At 67.2% G+C, this 15,154-nt stretch carries 14 protein-coding genes; 5 read left to right on the top strand and 9 right to left on the bottom strand.

The features are described from left to right. Positions 1 to 9 precede the first annotated feature (9 nt). Positions 10 to 1,914 carry a propionyl-CoA synthetase gene (locus tag AC4EEV_RS18825; protein WP_491329712.1) on the bottom strand — a complete coding sequence of 635 codons (1,905 nt, stop codon included), beginning with the start codon at positions 1,912 to 1,914 and terminating at the stop codon, positions 10 to 12. Positions 1,915 to 2,087: 173 nt separating this feature from the next. Here AC4EEV_RS18825 and AC4EEV_RS18820 point away from each other — a divergent pair, with 173 nt between their 5' ends. The 4 genes from AC4EEV_RS18820 (at position 2,088) to AC4EEV_RS18805 (ending at position 6,361) form a co-directional block, all read left to right on the top strand. After that, positions 2,088 to 2,744 carry a GntR family transcriptional regulator gene (locus tag AC4EEV_RS18820; RefSeq protein ID WP_018763510.1) on the top strand — a complete coding sequence of 219 codons (657 nt, stop codon included), beginning with the start codon at positions 2,088 to 2,090 and terminating at the stop codon, positions 2,742 to 2,744. Further along, positions 2,737 to 4,257 carry an MmgE/PrpD family protein gene (locus AC4EEV_RS18815; RefSeq protein ID WP_491329711.1) on the top strand — a complete coding sequence of 507 codons (1,521 nt, stop codon included), beginning with the start codon at positions 2,737 to 2,739 and terminating at the stop codon, positions 4,255 to 4,257. The genes AC4EEV_RS18820 and AC4EEV_RS18815 overlap by 8 nt, the downstream gene beginning before the upstream one ends. Beyond that, positions 4,257 to 5,159 carry a methylisocitrate lyase gene (prpB, locus tag AC4EEV_RS18810; protein ID WP_491329710.1) on the top strand — a complete coding sequence of 301 codons (903 nt, stop codon included), beginning with the start codon at positions 4,257 to 4,259 and terminating at the stop codon, positions 5,157 to 5,159. Before AC4EEV_RS18815 ends, prpB begins: the two co-directional genes overlap by 1 nt. A 62-nt stretch (positions 5,160 to 5,221) precedes the next feature. After that, on the top strand, positions 5,222 to 6,361 hold the full coding sequence (locus AC4EEV_RS18805) for a bifunctional 2-methylcitrate synthase/citrate synthase (protein ID WP_018763507.1): 1,140 nt from the start codon (positions 5,222 to 5,224) through the stop codon (positions 6,359 to 6,361). Positions 6,362 to 6,475: 114 nt separating this feature from the next. Here the strand turns inward: AC4EEV_RS18805 and AC4EEV_RS18800 are convergent, their stop codons facing one another. Further along, on the bottom strand, positions 6,476 to 6,958 hold the full coding sequence (locus AC4EEV_RS18800) for an 8-oxo-dGTP diphosphatase (protein WP_109864180.1): 483 nt from the start codon (positions 6,956 to 6,958) through the stop codon (positions 6,476 to 6,478). Between the two features lie 86 nt (positions 6,959 to 7,044). On the opposite strand from AC4EEV_RS18800, the gene AC4EEV_RS18795 reads away from it, so the two are divergent. Further along, positions 7,045 to 7,746 carry a hypothetical protein gene (locus AC4EEV_RS18795; protein ID WP_491329709.1) on the top strand — a complete coding sequence of 234 codons (702 nt, stop codon included), beginning with the start codon at positions 7,045 to 7,047 and terminating at the stop codon, positions 7,744 to 7,746. 37 nt (positions 7,747 to 7,783) lie between these two features. Here AC4EEV_RS18795 and xerD read toward each other — a convergent pair whose 3' ends face one another. From xerD to AC4EEV_RS18760, 7 genes are read right to left on the bottom strand one after another with little or no spacing between them, the layout of a single operon-like run. Continuing rightward, on the bottom strand, positions 7,784 to 8,815 hold the full coding sequence (xerD, locus tag AC4EEV_RS18790) for a site-specific tyrosine recombinase XerD (RefSeq protein ID WP_206073973.1): 1,032 nt from the start codon (positions 8,813 to 8,815) through the stop codon (positions 7,784 to 7,786). Then, positions 8,815 to 9,474, bottom strand: coding sequence for an NUDIX domain-containing protein (locus AC4EEV_RS18785; protein WP_491329708.1), 660 nt, complete (start codon positions 9,472 to 9,474; stop codon positions 8,815 to 8,817). The genes xerD and AC4EEV_RS18785 overlap by 1 nt, the downstream gene beginning before the upstream one ends. A 27-nt stretch (positions 9,475 to 9,501) precedes the next feature. After that, positions 9,502 to 11,277: a CTP synthase gene (gene pyrG, locus AC4EEV_RS18780; protein ID WP_133832200.1), complete on the bottom strand. Its 1,776-nt coding sequence runs from the start codon at positions 11,275 to 11,277 to the stop codon at positions 9,502 to 9,504. A 27-nt stretch (positions 11,278 to 11,304) separates the two neighbouring features. Then, complete coding sequence (gene recN, locus AC4EEV_RS18775; RefSeq protein ID WP_491329707.1) at positions 11,305 to 13,044, bottom strand: DNA repair protein RecN; 1,740 nt, start codon at positions 13,042 to 13,044, stop codon at positions 11,305 to 11,307. Positions 13,045 to 13,048: 4 nt separating this feature from the next. Then, a complete protein-coding gene (locus AC4EEV_RS18770) occupies positions 13,049 to 14,074 on the bottom strand; it encodes an NAD kinase (protein ID WP_026265079.1) in 1,026 nt (341 codons plus the stop codon). Positions 14,075 to 14,087: 13 nt separating this feature from the next. Beyond that, on the bottom strand, positions 14,088 to 14,903 hold the full coding sequence (locus AC4EEV_RS18765; protein WP_133832198.1) for a TlyA family RNA methyltransferase: 816 nt from the start codon (positions 14,901 to 14,903) through the stop codon (positions 14,088 to 14,090). Then, a complete protein-coding gene (locus AC4EEV_RS18760) occupies positions 14,903 to 15,154 on the bottom strand; it encodes a hypothetical protein (protein WP_491329706.1) in 252 nt (83 codons plus the stop codon). The genes AC4EEV_RS18765 and AC4EEV_RS18760 overlap by 1 nt, the downstream gene beginning before the upstream one ends.

Raw genomic sequence — 15,154 nt, 5'->3', positions numbered from 1 at the left:
TCCTGCGGCTCAGTCTCCGGCTGCGCGTTCCGGCCGCAGTACGCCGGCCAGTTGGACGATGACCCCGGGGTCCTCGATGGTTGACGGCACGTTGTACTCCTCTCCGTCGGCGATCTGCCGCATGGTCTTGCGGAGGATCTTTCCGGATCGGGTCTTGGGCAGGGCCTCCACCACCGTGACGTGCTTGAAATCCGCCACCGCGCCGATGTCCCGCCGCACCAGGGCGACCAGGTCTTTCTCCAGGAGTTCCGGGGGTATGTCCACCCCGGATTTGAGCACCACATAGCCGCTGGGGCGCTGGCCCTTCAGGGAGTCCGCGACGCCGATCACCGCGCATTCGGCAACGGCCGGGTGCTGGCCGATCACCTGCTCCATGGCACCGGTGGAAAGCCGGTGCCCGGCGACGTTGATGATGTCGTCGGTGCGGCCCATCACGAAGAGGTAGCCATCCTTGTCCCGGTAGCCGGAGTCTCCGGTGGCGTAGCTCCCCTCGAACGCCTGCAGGTAGGAGGAGATGTACCGTTCGTCATTCCGCCACAGGGTGGCAAGGGTGCCTGGCGGGAGCGGCAGGTCGAGGACTATGTTGCCCTCGGTGCCGGCCTCCACCTCCTGGCCGGCCGCGTCGAGGATCCGCAGCCTGAAGCCGGGCATCGGAACACTGGGCGAGCCCGGCTTGATCGGCAGTGTGTCCAGTCCGCGCGGGTTGGCGCAGATGGCCCAGCCGGTCTCGGTCTGCCACCAGTGGTCCACCACGGGCACGCCGAGGACGCGGGAGGCCCAGTGGAAGGTGTCCGTGTCCAGCCGCTCCCCCGCGGCGAAGAGGGTCCGCAGGCTGGAGATGTCGTAGTTCTTCACCAGCATGGCCTCCGGGTCGGCCTTGCGGATGGCCCGCAGCGCGGTCGGGGCGGTGAAGAGCACGTTGACCCTGTGGTCCTGGATCACCCGCCAGAACGCACCGGCGTCGGGGGTTCCCACCGGTTTGCCCTCGTAGATCACGGTGGTGGCGCCGGCCAGCAGCGGACCGTAGACAATGTAGGAGTGGCCCACCACCCAGCCCACGTCCGAGGCGGTCCACATGACGTCGCCGGGACCGACGTCGTAGATGTTTTCCAGGGTCCAGCGCAAGGCGACGGCGTGGCCGCCGTTGTCCCGCACCACGCCTTTGGGGGTGCCTGTGGTCCCGGAGGTGTACAGGATGTAGAGGGGATCCGTGGCCATGACGTCCACCGGTGCGGCGGGATCCGCGGATGCCATTTCGCTCTCCCAGTCCAGCCAGCCGGCGTGGTCCGCCGCGGAGTCCTTGAAGCCGTCCCGGCCCTTGACCAGCACCGGGGTCGCCGGCGTTCCGGCGAGCTCCAGCGCCTCGGCGACGGCCGGCAGGTACTCGATCCGGCGGGAGGGCTCGAGCCCTCCCGAGGCGGTGACGACGACGGCGGGGGCGGCGTCGCGAATCCGGGCGGCAAGTTCCTTGGGGGCGAAGCCGCCGAAGACCACCGAATGGATCGCGCCCAGGCGGGCAGTGGCCAGCATGGCGATGGCGGCCTCAGGAATCATGGGCAGGTAGATCACCACCCTGTCGCCCTTGCCCACACCGTTACGCCGGAGCACTCCGGCGAAACGGGCCACAAGTTCGGTGAGTTCTGCATAGCTGAAGCGCTGCTGGATGCCCAGCATGGCGGAGTCGTAGATCAGTGCCGTCTGGTCTCCGCGGCCTGCGGCCACATGCCGGTCCAGCGCGTTGTAGCAGGTATTCAGCTCACCGTCAGGGAACCAGCGGTAGAGCGGGGCGCGGCTCGAATCCAGGGCGCGGGTGGGCTGGACGCTCCAGTCGACGGCCCGGGCGGCGTCTCGCCAGAAGTCCTCCGGCCGCTGCACGCTGCGCCCATAGCATTCCCGATAGCTGCTGGTGCCCATGAAGTCATCCCGTCCACGACATTGTGATGCAGGTCATGCTAGTTCCTTAGGAGGCTCACCACAAGACCCGTGTATACAGAACTGCGGCAAAAGGCAGGAGATGGGTGAATTTGCTTGGTCGATCAGCAGTCTTTGTATACACTGATGTTCATCTACCGAGGAAGGAGACTCCCATGCGTGCCAGCGAGAAGGCCTACGCCGCCCTCCGGGACGACATTGTCGAATGGCGGCTTGCCCCCGGGACGGTCCTGGCCGAGGTGGAGCAGTCCGAACGGCTCGGCGTCTCGCGCACCCCGCTCCGCGAGGCCCTCGGCCGGCTCACCGCGGAAGGCCTGACGACGCCGGGCGGCCGCGGTGTGGTGGTCACGGATATCTCCCTTGAGGACATCGACGAACTGTTCGAACTGCGCGAAACCCTTGAAGGCAAGGCTGCTGCGCTGGCTGCCAGCCGAGGCGATGCCGCCACTTTCGAACAGTTGCGGGGTGAACTGGTCCGCGCACCGGAGATGATCAACGGTAACGATCCCACGCGCCACGAGTACTACGAGCTGGTGGGACGCCTGGATACCGCCATCGATGCCGCCATCTCCAACTCCTACCTGGCCCAGGCCATGCGAAGCCTTCGCGTGCACTTGGTCCGCATCCGCAGGTTGGCCGCCGATGACGCCGCGCGCCTGGCGGCCGCGGCCGCCGAGCACGCCGCGATCGCCGAGGCAATCGCCGCAGGCAACCCCAGGCTCGCCGAAGCAGCCACGATCGTGCACCTGCACCGCAGCCTCTCCCACGTCAAAGCAACCCACGCATCCCACCACAAGGAGCACCATGGTTAAGGAACACCACGTCCGCGTCTACAAGAGCGAAGAGAACCTGGCCCGCGAGGACCAGCTTGCCTACAAGATCGCCAAGGTGGCCGCGGATCCTGTGGCGGTTACCGATGACGTCACCAACATGGTGATCAACCGGATCATCGACAACGCCTCCGTGGCCATCGCGTCCCTGAACCGGGCCCCCATCGTTGCCGCCCGCGCCCAGGCGCTCACCCACGGCCCCACCACCGGCGGCAAGGGCTCGAAGGTCTTTGGTATCGAGGAGCGCGTGGCCCCGGAATGGGCGGCCTGGGCCAACGGCGTCGCGGTCCGCGAACTCGACTACCACGACACCTTCCTGGCCGCGGACTACTCCCACCCCGGCGACAACATCCCGCCGATCCTCGCCGTTGCCCAGCACGTCGGCTCCAGCGGCCAGGACCTGGTGCGCGGCATCGCCACCGGCTATGAGATCCAGGTCAACCTGGTCAAAGCCATCTGCCTGCACAAACACAAGATCGACCACGTGGCCCACCTCGGCCCCTCCGCCGCGGCCGGCATCGGCACCCTGCTGGGCCTCGACGTCGAAACTATCTTCCAATCCGTCGGCCAGGCACTGCACACCACCACCGCCACCCGCCAGTCACGCAAGGGCGAGATCTCCACCTGGAAGGCCCACGCCCCCGCCTTCGCCGGCAAGATGGCCGTGGAGTCCGCCGACCGTGCCATGCGCGGCCAGACCTCCCCCGTGCCCATCTACGAAGGCGAAGACGGCGTGATCGCGTGGATGCTCGACGGCCCGGACGCGTCCTACATGGTCCCGCTCCCCACCCCCGGCGAGGCCAAGCGTGCCATCCTGGACACCTACACCAAGGAGCACTCCGCCGAATACCAGGCCCAGGCCTGGATCGACCTGGCCCGCAAGCTGCACGGGGAACACCCGGAGGTCACCGACCCGGCCAACGTCGAGTCCGTGCTGATCAAGACCAGCCACCACACGCATTACGTGATCGGCTCCGGCGCCAACGACCCGCAGAAGTACAGCGCCACCGCGTCCCGCGAGACCCTGGACCACTCCATCCCGTACATCTTCACCGTCGCCCTGCAGGACGGCGCCTGGCACCACGTCGACTCCTACGCCCCGGAACGAGCCGGCCGCCCGGACACCGTGGAACTGTGGCACAAGGTCACCACGGTCGAGGACCCCGAATGGACCCGCCGCTACCACTCCCTGGACATCGCCGAGAAGGCCTTCGGCGGCTCCGTGGAAATCACGCTCAAGGACGGCACCGTCATCACCGACCAGATCGCCGTCGCCGACGCCCACCCGCTGGGCGCCCGGCCGTTCGCCCGGGAACAGTACGTCAACAAGTTCCGCACCCTCGCCGCCGGGCTCGTGGAGGAGGCCGAGATCGAACGGTTCCTCGCCGCCGTCGAACGCCTCCCCGAACTCGCCGCAGGCGAGTTGGACCAGCTGAACATCACCGCCGCCCCCGGCGTCATCGACCTGGCGGCAGCACCGAAGGGACTCTTCTGATGCTGTATTCGAAGACCACCCCGGAACAGAAGCGGATCCGGTTCCGGGAACTGCTGGCCTCCGGGACCATCCAGCAGTTCCCCGGCGCCTTCAACCCGCTCTCCGCACGGCTCATCGAGGAAAAGGGCTTCGCCGGGGTGTACATCTCCGGCGCGGTCCTCGCCAACGACCTCGGCCTGCCGGACATCGGGCTGACCACCCTTACCGAGGTGGCCACCCGGGCCGGGCAGATCGCCCGGATGACAGACCTGCCCTCGATCGTGGACGCCGACACCGGCTTCGGCGAACCCATGAACGTGGCACGCACCGTGCAGGAACTCGAGAACGCGGGCCTGGCCGGCCTGCATATCGAGGACCAGTTCAACCCCAAGCGCTGCGGCCACCTCGACGGCAAGAACGTGGTGGACCTCGAGACCGCCACCAAGCGGATCCGCGCCGCGGCCGACGCCCGGCGCGATCCGAACTTCCTGATCATGGCGCGCACCGATATCAGGGCCACCGACGGACTCCAAGCAGCAAAAGAGCGCGCCAAGGCCCTCGTGGACGCCGGAGCGGACGCAATCTTCCCGGAAGCCATGAAGGACCTCAGCGAATTCCAGGCCATCCGCGATGCCGTGGACGTCCCGATCCTGGCCAACATGACCGAGTTCGGCAAAAGCGACCTCTTCACGGTTGACCAACTGGCCGGCGTCGGCGTCAACATGGTGATCTACCCGGTCACGCTGCTCCGTAGTGCCATGGGCGCTGCTGAGCGTACTCTGGAATCGATCAAATCCGACGGCACCCAGGAGGCCCAGGTTTCGAGCATGCTGACCCGCGCGCGTCTCTATGACCTCGTCGACTACGAGGCCTACAACCGCTTTGACACCGGGGTCTTCAACTTCCAGATCCCCGGAATCTGACACCCCCACCGGACTGCCGGCCCCGGCCGGTCAACAGGCGTTAGGAACAAAGGAGTTTCAGCATGGCTGAAAATGAGATCAAAAAAGGCCTCGCCGGCGTCGTGGTGGATTACACCGCGGTATCGAAGGTCAACCCGGACACCAACTCGCTGCTCTACCGCGGCTACCCTGTCCAGGAACTGGCTGCCAAGTGCAGCTTCGAGGAAGTCGCCTACCTGCTGTGGAACGGGGAGCTGCCCGCGAAAGAACAGCTCGCCGAGTTTTCCGCGCGGGAACGGGCCGGCCGGGCCCTGGATCCGGTGGTCAAGACAGTCATCGACGCGTTGCCCACCACGGCCCATCCGATGGATGTTTGCCGCACCGCAGCCTCGGTGATGGGCGCACGGCACCCCCTGGCCGAAGATTCGTCCCGGGACGCCAACATGGCCAAGGCCATCGACCTGTTCGCCGCCATGCCCGCGGTGGTGGCCTACGACCAGCGCCGCAGGCACGGCCAGGACGTGGTTGAACCGCGCGATGACCTGGGCTACTCGGCAAACTTCCTCTGGATGGCCTTCGGCGAAGAACAGGTCCCGGAAGTGGTGGAGGCCTTCAACGTCTCGATGATCCTCTACGCTGAGCACTCCTTCAACGCCTCGACTTTCACCGCCCGCGTGATCACCTCGACACTCTCGGACCTGCACTCCGCAGTGACCGGAGCCATCGGAGCCCTCAAGGGTCCGCTGCACGGCGGCGCCAACGAAGCCGTCATGCACACCTTCGACGAGATCGGCATCCGGCAGGAGGAATCCCTCGAAGAAGCCGCCGCCAGGGCCAAAGCATGGATGGAAGATGCCCTGGCCCAGAAGAAGAAGGTCATGGGATTCGGCCACCGGGTCTACAAGCACGGCGACTCCCGGGTTCCCACCATGAAGGCCGCCTTGGACAAGATGATCGCCCACTACGGCCGCCCGGAGCTGCTGGGACTGTACAACGGGCTGGAAACCGCGATGGACGAGGCCAAGGCCATCAAGCCCAACCTCGACTACCCCGCCGGGCCCACCTACCACCTCATGGGCTTCGACACCCCCACCTTCACTCCCCTGTTCGTGGCCAGCCGGATCACCGGCTGGACCGCGCACATCATGGAGCAGTTGGACTCGAACTCGCTGATCAGGCCGTTGAGCGAGTACAACGGCGTGGAGGAACGGCACCTTCCCTAGCGTTTGGTGGACGACGGCGGCCCGGGCACCGAAGTGCCCGGGCCGCCGTCGGGCGTTAATCGCCATGGCTGTCCGGAAACACCGTGGCTGTCCAGGCGAAGGTTGCCCGGCAGGTCAGCCCAATAGGCTTTCGGACGAGGCGACGGATTCGTTGTCGGCCTCCATGGTGACCACGACCCTCACGGTCCCGCCTTCGAGCACCACGGGGAGCCAGTGGTCCGCGTCCTGCCACATCCGCTCGACCGGCAAGGTATCCACCGGGAACCATTCGGGCAGGATTTCGTCGCTGGGGGCCGGCTCGCCGTGCCACAGGCGGGCGGTGAAGAGCCTGGTCTGCATGTTCCATTCCGGCCGGGCCGGGAAGACGAAGTGGACCGATCCGGCGTCGGCCAGGTCTTCCACCTGCAAAACCACACCGGTTTCTTCCAGGACTTCCCGGACCGCGGCCTGCTGGTCGGTCTCCCCCGGTTCAACGTGGCCGCCGATGCCCACGATCTTGCCCTTGCCGAAACCTGTCTGCTTCAGCCCCAGAAGGACCTCAGTCCCGTCGGCCCCGTCGCGGAGCAGGAAGCAAAGAGTCACGGCGGCTGCGGTCATGGCTCCAGCCTAACCGGCACTTCCGCGGATACCGGACTGCATCACGCCTGCTGCCACGGGCCATCCCCATTGCTACAGTGAGGCCCATGAACCCGGCTGGAGAGGACCACTCCACCCCTGCACCAAGAGTTGGGGCCGTGCTTCGCCGCCCCGTGCCGTTGCCGGGCTGGCTGGCCCGGAATCCGCTGTATGCCGGGTGGGCGTGGACTGGTGCGTGGGCGGTGCTGATCGTTGCCGACGAGTACCTGGACCTGGCCGACTGGACCTGGTACGCCTGCGTGGGGATGGCCGCCCTGCCTACCTTGGCGTGCACTGTGGCCGTGCTTCACGCAACTCCGCGCCGATACCTCCGGCCAACACGGGAATCTGTGCTCTCGCACTTCTTCGTCAGGTTCCTGGCGTTGACTGCCGCTTTCCTGGTGTGGGGCATCTCGGTCGTGGCCAGCGCCTCAATTTCAACCACGGTCCAGGCGCCTGCCGGCGATTCGGAGCGGGAAGTCACCTCGCTGGGACTCAGCCTGCTCGCCGCGGCCGTCCCGCTGGTTGTGTCCGTGCTGTGGATGGCACTGATCGTGCGCTGCGCGTGGTTCCTGCGACGCCTTCGGGGCTGGCGCCAGGTACCGGTGCATTCGCGTGTGCCGTCAGGGTTCCTGCACCGCTCGCCGCAGCTCCGGCAGGTAGTGGTTGCCCTCGCCCACCCGGGGCTGCTGCTCGTGGCCGGACTGGGCACTTCGATCCTGGCGCTGTCCCTCGGCGCAGCGGAAGTAACCCTGGACCTGGCCGGGTAAACGATCTTTTCCTGCCGCCGGCAGGCCCCGGGGCCGGCTAGCCCAGAGCCCTCGGATGGGCGGCGGCGTAGATCTCCCGCAGTGTGTCGGCGGTGACCAGCGTGTAGACCTGCGTGGTGGTTACGGAGGCGTGGCCCAGCAGTTCCTGCACCACCCGGACATCGGCGCCCCCTTCGAGGAGGTGGGTGGCGAACGAGTGGCGCAGCGTGTGGGGTGAGACGTCCCTGGTGATGTTGGCTTTCTCCGCAGCAGCCTTCAGGATGGTCCAGGCGCTCTGCCTGCTGATCCGTCCGCCGCGGGCATTGAGGAACAGGGCCGGTGTGCCTTTGCCCTTGGCGGCGAGCAGCGGGCGGCCGCGGACCAGGTAGGCATCGAGGGCGCGTGCCCCGTACGACCCCAGCGGGACCAGCCGTTCCTTCGATCCCTTGCCGAACAGCCGGACGATGGCGGGACCCGCCCCGGGCTCCGCGAGGGTGATGTCATCGACGTCCAGCCCCACCGCCTCGCTGATCCGCGCTCCGGTGGAATAGAGGAACTCGAGCAGGGCCCGGTCCCTCAACCCGGTGGCAGTATCAGTGCCCGCGGCCTCGAGGATGCGGGTCACCTCGTCCACACTGATGGCTTTGGGCAGCCGTTTGCCGGCCATCGGCGGATGGACTTCGCTGGCGGGATCGGCCGGCGTGTACCCTTCGAGGGCCCAGAACTTGTGCAGTCCCCTTACCGCCACCACCGTCCTGGCCGCTGACCGCACTCCCAAGGCGGAGCCGCCGTCGGAACCGTCGGAGAGGGCGCGGACGTAACCGGTGACATGATGACGGGTGATGTCCTCCGGGCGGCTGCAGCCGGCGGCCGCGAGGTACCGGGCGTACCGGGCGAGGTCGCGGCGGTAGGCCGCCAGTGTGTTGGCGGCCAATCCCCGCTCCACGCCCACGTGCTGCAAATAATCGGTGATGGCCCGGTCGATGGCCCCGGAACGTCCTGCTGCCGGTTCCGCGTCTGCAGCGGCCGCAGCGGTTCGCGGCGCCGGTCCGGCGGAAGGCACCGGTTCAGCCGAAGGACCGGGACCCATCAGCGCTGGCTGGGGTGCGCGGGCCAGGGGGCGTCGGCTGGGCGGAGTTCCTGGAAGTTGCCGGCACGGGCGGCTGCGGCGGCAAGGATCCCGACGACGGCGGACGGGTTGTGCAGGCGCCCGGCCAGGACGGAGGCCACGGCATCGTCCAGGCTGATCCAGTGGAACTCGATCTCCGCTTCCTCGTCGGTCCGCTCGTGGCGTTCGTGGTGCGGGATCTCGGTGAGGTCGCGGGCCAGGTAGATGCGGATTGCTTCGCTGGACGAGCCGGGCGAATTGAAGACGTCGGCAAGGACGTTCCAGGTTCCGGCGGCGAGGTCGGCTTCCTCGGCAAGTTCGCGGGCGGCGCCCACCACGAAGTCTTCGCCTTCGACGTCGAGCAGGCCGGCCGGCACCTCCCACAAATCCATCCCTACCGGGTGCCGGTACTGCTTTAGGAGCAGGATGCGGCCCCCGGCATCCATGGGCAGGACAGCCACTGCCCCGGGGTGGTCGATATAGTCGCGGGTCAGCGCATCCCCGGACTCGGAAAGCTGGAAAGTGTCGCTGACGACGTCCCAGATCCGGCCCTGGTACACCTTCTCGGTAGACAAAAGACGGCGCGGGCTTGGTGCATCCGAAACCTGCGTTGCAGGGGGGTTTTCAGGTGTACCAGGCATCGCGCCGTCCTTCTTCTGCTCTATTGACTACTTAGCGGTAACCGTACCGGATGCCGCGGCCTTCCCGGCCACGGGCGCAGCCGTGTCGGCAACCGCCTGGGATCCGGCGCCCTGGTGGTCCAGGGCCGCCTTGACCAGGCCGGCGAACAGCGGGTGCGGGCGGGTGGGCCGCGAGCTCAGCTCGGGGTGCGCCTGCGTGGCCACGTAGTACGGGTGAACGTCGGCGGGCAGCTCGACGAACTCCACCAGCTTGCCGTCCGGCGAGGTACCTGAGAAGACCAGGCCCTTGTCGGCAATCTGCTGGCGGTACTTGTTGTTGACCTCGTACCGGTGCCGGTGGCGTTCGCTGACGGTGGTGGCGCCGTACGTTCCGGCGATGACCGAGCCTTCGTCAAGCTTGGCTTCGTAGAGGCCCAGGCGCATGGTTCCGCCGAGGTCTCCGCCCCCTTCGACGAACTCGAGCTGTTCCTCCATCGTGGCGATGACGGGGTATTTGGAGTCCGGTTCGAACTCGCTGGAAGAGGCACCCTCCAGGCCCACCACGTTGCGGGCGTACTCGATGACCATGCACTGCAGGCCCAGGCACAAACCCAGGACGGGGAGCTTGGTTTCGCGGGCGAACTTCAAGGCGCCGAGCTTCCCTTCCAGTCCGCGGATGCCGAAGCCGCCCGGCACGCAGATGGCGTCGACGCCGTCGAGCGCCTTAATGGCGCCTTCGCGCGTCTCGCACTCGTCGGACGGGACCCAGCGGATCTTCACCTTGGCCTCGTTGGCGAAGCCGCCGGCGCGTAGTGCTTCGGTCACCGAAAGGTAGGCGTCGGGCAGGTCGATGTACTTGCCCACCAGGGCGATCTCGACGTGGTGCTTGGGGTTGTGGACGGCGTCGAGCAGTTTGTCCCAGCTGGTCCAGTCGACGTCCTTGAACGGCAGGTCGAGGGCCCGGACGATGTAGGAGTCCAGTCCCTGGGAGTGCAGGGTCTTGGGGATGTCGTAGATGCTCGGGGCGTCGGCGGCGTTGACCACGGCGTCGATGTCGACGTCGCACATCCGGCCGATCTTTTCCCGCATGGCTTCGGGAACTTCGCGGTCCGAACGGATCACGATCGCTTCGGGCTGGATGCCGATGGAGCGCAGCGCGGCCACGGAGTGCTGCGTGGGCTTGGTTTTCAATTCCTGGGACGGCCCGATGTAGGGCACCAGCGAGACGTGCAGGAAGAAGACGTTTCCGCGGCCGATGTCCTGGCGGACCTGGCGGGCGGATTCGAGGAACGGCTGGGACTCGATGTCGCCAACGGTGCCGCCGATTTCGGTGATGATGACGTCGGGGGCGTTCTTTCCCTCGGCGGGCAGGCGCATGCGGCGCTTGATCTCATCCGTGATGTGCGGGATGACCTGGACGGTGTCGCCGAGGTATTCGCCGCGGCGTTCCTTCGCGATCACCGTGGAGTACACCTGGCCGGTGGTCACGTTCGCGGAACCTTCAAGGTTCTCGTCGAGGAAGCGCTCGTAGTGCCCGATGTCGAGGTCCGTCTCGGCGCCGTCGTCGGTCACGAAGACCTCGCCGTGCTGGAAGGGGTTCATTGTGCCCGGATCCACGTTCAGGTAGGGATCGAGCTTCTGCATCGTCACGGACAGGCCGCGGGCCCGGAGCAGGTGACCAAGGCTTGAAGCCGTCAGTCCCTTACCGAGCGAGGACGCCACACCGCCGGTGACGAAAATGTGCTTCGTCGTCTTGGAGGAGCCCGGGAACCGGGAATTTACACGGGAATTTGATCGCTGCACCACGGAATTCGAGCCTATCATCAATTCAGCCGTCCCGTCGTTGTCCCGTCAGGCCCGCTGGGGCAGGAGCTTGGCGTCGTCCAGCAGTTCGCGGGCGTGTGCCTGCGCGGATTCGGAGTCCTCCTGGCCTGCCAGCATGCGGGCCAGTTCACGGACCCGTTCGGGACCGTCAAGGAGGCGGACATCACTGGACGTGAAGCCTGTGGCGGTTTTGCCGTCCGCTCCCCTGACCGAGGTTTTGGTCACAGTGATGTGCTGGTCCGCGAAGGCGGCCACCTGGGGAAGGTGGGTGACCACCAGCACCTGCACGTGTCGGGCCAGCATCGCCAGGCGCCGGCCGATCTCAACGGCGGCCCGTCCGCCCACCCCGGCGTCCACCTCGTCGAAGACGAACGTGGGGACCGGATCCACGGCGGCAAGCACTACCTCGATGGCCAGCATGACGCGGGACAATTCACCGCCGGATGCACCCTTGCCCAGCGGCCGGGCCGGAGCGCCGGAATGGGGCTGGAGCAGGAAACTGATGTCGTCCGCGCCGTGCGGGCCCAGTTGTCCGGCTGGTTCCAGGTTGATCACCAGGGTGGCGTCTGCCATGGCCAGCGCCGTCAATTCGGCGCTGACACGGGCCGAGAGGTCCTTGGCGGCCTTGGAACGGATCTTGCTGATGGCCGCCGACTGCTTCTGGAGCTCCGCTTCGGCCCGCACCACCTCGGCGTCCAGCGCCTCGATCCGGGAGGAGTCGTCCTGCAGTTCGTCGTACCGAACCCGCGCGGTTTCAGCCCACACCAGCACCTCGTCAATGGTGGGTGCGTACTTGCGGACCAGCTTGGCCAAGGCGCCCCTGCGGTCCTCGATTTCGGCAAGCCGTTCCGGCCCTTCCGAGTCCAGTCCTGCCTGGTAGCTGGCAAGTTCCGTGGCGATGTCGTTGAGCAGGAAACCAACTTCGGCCAGGCGTGCGGCGGCGGAACCGAGCTCGGCATCGTGCTCTGCCACATGCTCCAGGGTGCGCTTTGCAGCATCCACAAGCGTGGTTGCATCGGCGGCTTCGCCAAAGTCCTCGGCGATGAGGGCCTGGTGGGCGGTGCTGGCGGCGATCCGGAGTTCCTCGACGTTCGCAAGCTTTACGGCTTCGGCCTTCAGCTGCTCATCCTCGCCGGGCTGGGGGTCCACGCCGTCGATCTCCGCGAGGGCCGCCTCCAGCGACTCCGCTTCCCGGAGCCGGTCGCGGGCTGCGCTGCGCAGGCTGTCCAGCTCTGCCTGGCTGGCCTTCCACCGGCCGTAGAGCTCCTGGTAGGCGGCCAAGGGCCCGGCCAGGACATCGCCGGCGAACTTGTCGAGCGCCTCCCGCTGGGCCGTGGCGCTCTTGAGCCGGATCTGGTCCGACTGGCCATGCACCACCACCAGCGACTCGCCGATCTCGGCCAGTACACCCACCGGAGCGGCCCGGCCGCCCAGGAACGCCCGACTGCGTCCGTCCGCGCCCAGGCGGCGGCCCAGGATCAGCTCGGCGCCGTCGTCGAACTCTTCTGCTTCCGCGCCGGCATCAAGGGCGCGGGCGATGGCCGGATGCCCGGCTTCAAGCTTCAGGACGGCCTCGGCCGTGGCGCTCTTCGCGCCGCTGCGGACGGCCCCGGCATCCGACCGGGCACCCAGCAGGAGGCCGACGGCGGTGACCACCATGGTCTTGCCGGCACCGGTTTCGCCGGTCACCACGCTCAGGCCCGGGCCGAGCGGCAGCGTTGCGTCGGTGATGACGCCCAGATCGCGGATTCTCAGTTCTTCAATCATGGATTCACTTTGCAGTCGACGGATCGGGGTCGCCGCCGGCGCCGTCCGGCTCCGGGACCTGCAGCGGCGGCATGGGCCGTGGCGTGCGGACCAGCGGGATGGGGCCGGTGTGCACTGCGTCGGCTTTGGGCACGGGGCCGCGCCAGCCGTGGATGGGCAGTTCGAACTTGCGGACCAGGCGGGCGGAGAAGGGGGTCTGGTGGGTGCGGGCCAGCCGCACCGGGTTGGCGGACTTGGTGACCTCGACGCGGGCGCCGGGCGGCAGGTCCACGGAGCGCCGGCCGTCACACCACAGCACACCCTGCGCGTCGGTCCGGCCGAGCACCTCGACGGCCAGCCTGGACCGGGGCGAGACAACCAGTGGCTTGGCAAACAGCGCGTGCGCACTGATGGGCACGATCACCAAGGCTTCCACTTCCGGCCAGACCACGGGTCCGCCGGCAGAGAACGCGTAGGCCGTGGAACCGGTGGGGGTGGCCAGTACGATGCCGTCCGAGCCGAAGGACGTGAGCGGGCGCTCATCCACTTCGGTCACAACTTCGAGCATCCGTTCGCGGTTGGCCTTCTCGATGGCGGCTTCGTTTAGAGCCCAGGTGTGCCAAATCTTTTGTCCCCTGACCCACACCTGGACGTCAATGGTCATCCGCTCTTCCACCGTGTATTCACGGCTGGCGATCCAGTCGACGGTCTGGGCCAGGTCCGCCCGTTCGCTTTCGGCCAGGAAGCCCACGTGCCCAAGGTTGACGCCCAGCAGGGGCACGTCCTCCTCGCGTACCAGTTCGGCTGCGCGCAGGATGGTTCCGTCGCCGCCCAGGACCATGACGAGTTCGACGTCGGACAGCTGGACATGGTCGTGGAGCACCTCCACCGGCTGGGCCAGGTGGCCAAAAAAACGCTCCATGTCCCCCAGCTCGGACTCCTGCATCACAGGGACGATGCCCGACGCGTGCAGCAGGGCGCAGGCTTCCCAGGCAGCCTTCAGTGATTCCTCGCGGCCGGTGTGGGCAAGGACCAATACACGCCTGCTCATCAGGTTCCGCTCTCTAGTGGTTCGGCCAGATTTGTCCGAGCAACGCAGCGGCTGCTGCCTCTCGCTCTTCGATCTTAGGCAAGTCTTGGGTGTTCCTGCGTTTTATCCACAGGAAGTATTCGACGTTGCCATCCTGTCCCGGAAGCGGGCTGACCGCCAGCCCGCACAGGTCCAGGCCGGCGTCGAGCGCCGCCATGGCGACTTTCTCTACGGCCAGCCTGCGTTCGCGCTCCGACGTGACCACGCCAGTCCTGCCCAGGCGGTCCTTGCCGATTTCGAATTGCGGCTTCACCATGAGCACCAGGTCGCCGCCAGGGTCGGTGCAGGCCGCCAGCGGCCCCAACACCAGGGTGAGCGAAATGAAGGAGAGGTCGGCCACCGTCAGGGCGCACGTCCCGACGATGTCCTCCGGCACCATGTACCGGACATTCATTCCCTCGTGGACGGCCACGCGCGGGTCGTTGCGGAGGTGCGGCACCAACTGGCCGTGCCCGACGTCGACCGCCACCACGTGCGCGGCCCCGCGGCGAAGCAGGACGTCCGTGAAGCCGCCGGTGGAGGCGCCGGCGTCAAGGCACCTCTTGCCCTGGACGGTGATCGCCGGAAAGGCGTCAAGGGCACCGGCCAGCTTGTGACCGGCACGGCTGGCGTAAACATCCTGGTCATCATGCTCGACGGCGATGTCCCGGCCGTCATCGATCTGGAGGGATGCTTTGGCGAGGACCTGGCCGCCGGAACTGACCTTGCCTTCCGCGATGAGCGACGCCGCGTGCGTGCGCGACCGTGCCAGGCCGCGGGCCACCAGTGCCTGGTCGAGGCGGACGGGCATCAGGCGCTGCCTCCTGCGGGAGCATTGGCGGCAGGTGCGCTATCCGTGGGGTCGGTGTTGAGCGCGGCCAGCAGGTCGTCGTGAAGCCGGTTGTACACGTCTTCGTGACCGGCGGTTGGAAGCCGGGGTATCTCCTGGAGACGGTCGACCGCCTGTGCCACGCCTGGATCGGGGATGTCCTGTCCGACGGCCTGCGGCCACTCGGGAGCAGGCTGGGCTGGCACGTTGTCCGGTTCGGTCAGCTCAGTCAT

The organism is Pseudarthrobacter sp. MOO14 (genome assembly GCF_058267675.1).
The sequence above is the reverse complement of the archived record's forward strand: the minus strand, read 5'-3'. Positions and strand labels throughout refer to the sequence as shown.